Raw genomic sequence first — 3,721 nt, forward strand, 5'->3', positions numbered from 1 at the left:
GCCTTTACCGATGCGGGATAAGTTTTACCTGTCAATATCACAGTTTCACCAAAAAATGTCACCCGCATAGCGAAAGCCTACGACATTGGAGCTATCCTTTTCACCTTCTACAACTATTCCTGCGCAACCAGTTAGGATAATTAGCAGAAAGCCCAACGACGGTTGACCTTTAGTAAAGATAAAGCTATCTTTACTAAAGGTTTTAAGAATAAGTTTCGGCATTAAATCCGCTAAAACCTCGTCAGATAACGTATTAAAGGGTGGAAAATCAAGTGCTGGACTAACCACTTGCTAACCCTCCTATATTTCAGAATAATCTGTTTATTATTATATACCTTAGCTTATACAAGAACAATATAATATTTATCGAGCTACTTTGATTTCGATTAATTCCTTCAGTTGTGGGCTACTGATTTCCGGAGAGGTAAAAGAAAGTATAGCTTATCGTCATATATTTCTGGAAGCATAAGCGAAACCTATATATTTAACCCAAGTCGGCGTATTTTACGCCATAGCGTTGAGCGACTAATTCCAAGTATTTTGGCTGCATTTGTATATTTACCATTGGCCTCGGAGATGGCGTTTAGGATATTCTGAGCGTCTAGGCTTAACGAGTCTGATGTCATTGTCGGTAGCCTGTACTCGTCTTCACAGATTTGGGATAAAACAGTTACGTCTACAACATCGGTTTTGCAAATGGCTGCTGTTCTTTCCATCGCGTTCTGTAGTTCACGGATGTTTCCGGGCCAAGGATAGCCTTCCAACCATTTTATTGCTGATTTACTTAAGGTTATTTTCCGGCCGAGAGCAGAGGCATATTTTGATAAAAAGCTTTGGGCATAGATAGCAATATCCAGCCTTCGTTCGCGCAAGGGGGGGAGGGTTAATCGTAAAACATTTAGTCGATAGTATAAGTCGTCCCGAAATTGATTTTCGAGAACGAGGCTCTTTAATTTCTTATTGGTTGCGGCAATAATCCGTACATCGACAGGAATAACACGATCACTTCCCAGACGTACCACAACTTTTTCTTGCAACACACGCAAAAGTTTGCCTTGGGTGGTGAAGTCCATTTCGGCAACTTCATCCAGAAAAACAGTACCGCCATGAGCTACTTCAAAAAGCCCAAGTCTTCCTTCTTTGTTCGCTCCGGTAAAAGCGCCACTGGTATAGCCAAAAAGTTCGCTTTCCAGGATTTGGCTGGGTAGGGCGGCACAGTTAATTGCCACAAACGGACCCTTAGCACGTTTGCTGTAATTATGAATGCTCTGTGCAAAGACCTCCTTACCAGTTCCTGTCTCGCCGAGAATAAGTACATTTGAATGGGTCTTGGCAAACTCTTTGGAGATTTCAATAGCTTGGCAAATTTGAGGACTGTTAACCAAAATATCATCAAAGGTGAAATTGGCTCGATGACCGCGATCATGGATATCACGGCGGATTTGGGCTTCCATCTGCTGGATATTTGTAACATCCTGCATGGTGGCAACAGCACCGACCGGTTTTTCGTTCACAATGATCGGAACCTTGTTGCACATGATTTGCATACCTTTGATCTGAACTAAATAGTGTAAATCACTAAGTCCTGTTTCTACAACTTGATCCAGTTTCAAAGTAGGGAGGACTTTTTTTATTTTCTGTCCTATGGCCTCAACACTTACTATTTTTGTAAGTTGCTGTGCAGCAGGATTAAATCCGGTAATAATACAGTTTTGGTCAATCGTTATAATACCCTCGTAAGAGTAATCCAAAACAGTGCTAAACATTCCTTTCTTAGTTTTTTCTATTTGAAGTGCGTGTTCAACATATTTAGCTTCACGTGCTGCTTGAAAAATACTTTCTTTACTGCTGTCTATAAAAGCGTAAGGGAGATTAAGTTTCTTAGCAACATGGGTTGTGGTTATACCGCCCATAACAACCTCCGCACCTTCTGCAAAGGCCTTAACTACTGCCGCTTCAACTTCACTGGGGTATTCGGTAAAATACTGCTTTATCTCAACACCTAAAATATGGGCTAAGTAATCTACTCCTTCAAGCATTGAAGAAGAGAAGGCAATCAGAGCAATTTTTTTGCCATATTTTATAGCTTCTTGGACACTTCTAATGATATCAAAGCCAGTAATTGGAGTCTCAACCACTGTGATATTGGCAACTTGGCGAATAGATTGGATCGTTCCACCGCGGGCAATAACTACCTCGATGCCTTTTGCTAATATTTTGTTAGTTATAGTAGCACCTTCGTCCCAGATACCTTTTTCGACAATAATATCAGGAAATTTTTCTTTTAGAATTTCTCGTGTATAAGTTAACATACTATCGTCTGGGACAAGGTAGAGTATTTTGGTCATATTGCAACAACTCCTGAACCAAAATGCAACACATATTAGAAATATTATATAATGTTTCATCTTTTACAGCAACACGTTTTAAGAAAATTCAGTAAATTCAGGCATTTCTGAACTTGGCATGAAATTTGCACTATATTTTGTGAAAAATAGATAGAGGTGAACGGACTTACAAGAGTCATAGTGTAACCAGGAACCAGGACTTATTCTAAAATTTCAGGAAAATATCACTGAAGGAGGGACAAGAAAAGGCATGAAAACATTAATGACAGGCAATGATGCAATTGCTCGAGGTGTCTACGAATATGGTGTCAGCGTTGCTGCAGCCTATCCAGGCACACCTAGCACAGAAATCCTCGAAAATATTGTCAAATACCCGGAAGTTTATTGTCAGTGGTCGCCTAATGAAAAGGTAGCCATGGAAGTAGGCATTGGCGCTGCTATTGCCGGTGCTCGCACCCTTGTTACCATGAAAATGGTGGGGGTCAATGTCGCGGCCGATCCGCTTTTCACCGTGGCTTACACTGGAACACGTGCGGGTTTAGTCTTAGTATCTGCCGATGATCCGGGAATGCACTCTTCTCAGAACGAGCAGGACAATAGACTTTACGCGGCGTTTGCCAAGATTCCTCTGTTAGAGCCCTCGAACTCCCAGGAAGCGAAAGACATGGTGGGCTTGGCAATGGAAATTTCTGAAGCCTTTGATACCCCAGTTATGTTACGAACGACAACTCGGATAGCGCATTCCCAAAGTTTGGTAGAACTAAAGGAGCCCATGGAACGACTTGCCAAACCCTTTGAGAGGAACCCGCAAAAGTACGTGATGCTTCCTGCCCATGGACGGGCTCGCCGTTTAATCGTAGAAGAACGAATGCAAAAACTCGCTAACTTTTCCGAAACCGTGGCTGTCAACTTTATGGAGATGAACGATCCGGCCATTGGTATCATCACCTCGGGTATTTCGTATCAATATGCTAAAGAGGCCCTACCTCAGGCGTCCATCCTTAAATTAGGCCTAACCAATCCCTTGCCTTCAGGCTTAATCAAAGAGTTCGCAGCTAAAGTTAGCAAACTCTATGTCATTGAAGAATTAGAACCGTATATGGAAAACGAAATTCATCGCTTAGGCATTCCCGTCATCGGCAAGGAACTTTTTCCACCTTACGGAGAACTCTCCGTTCGGATGATCTCGGAAAAAGTGACGGGTCAAAACGGACTATCCGTTGCTAAACCCTTTGACTCTCCGTTCAGGCCACCGGTCATGTGCCCGGGCTGCCCCCATCGCGGACTGTTTTACACCCTCAAGCAACTCAAACTCGTTGTTTCTGGCGATATTGGCTGTTATACCCTGGGAACCATGCCTCCTCTCCAGGCAA

General features: G+C 42.6%; 2 protein-coding genes and 1 pseudogene. 1 reads left to right on the forward strand and 2 read right to left on the reverse strand.

Features of this window, described 5'->3' with window-relative positions; all coding sequences use genetic code 11:
• Nucleotides 1-45: 45 nt before the first annotated feature.
• Together UF75_RS25005 and UF75_RS25010 are read right to left on the reverse strand one after the other, a co-directional pair.
• Nucleotides 46-288, reverse strand: coding sequence for a cyclic nucleotide-binding domain-containing protein (locus UF75_RS25005; RefSeq protein WP_045577232.1), 243 nt, complete (start codon nucleotides 286-288; stop codon nucleotides 46-48).
• 188 nt (nucleotides 289-476) lie between these two features.
• Entirely contained in the window at nucleotides 477-2,348 is a 1,872-nt protein-coding gene (locus tag UF75_RS25010; protein WP_045577233.1) for a sigma-54-dependent Fis family transcriptional regulator, read from the reverse strand.
• A gap of 250 nt (nucleotides 2,349-2,598) precedes the next feature.
• Here UF75_RS25010 and UF75_RS25015 point away from each other — a divergent pair.
• Nucleotides 2,599-3,721: pseudogene (locus UF75_RS25015) on the forward strand (indolepyruvate ferredoxin oxidoreductase subunit alpha); the annotation flags it as partial.

The sequence above is a fragment of the Desulfosporosinus sp. I2 genome (assembly GCF_000960765.1).
Taxonomy (GTDB): Bacteria; Bacillota; Desulfitobacteriia; order Desulfitobacteriales; family Desulfitobacteriaceae; genus Desulfosporosinus.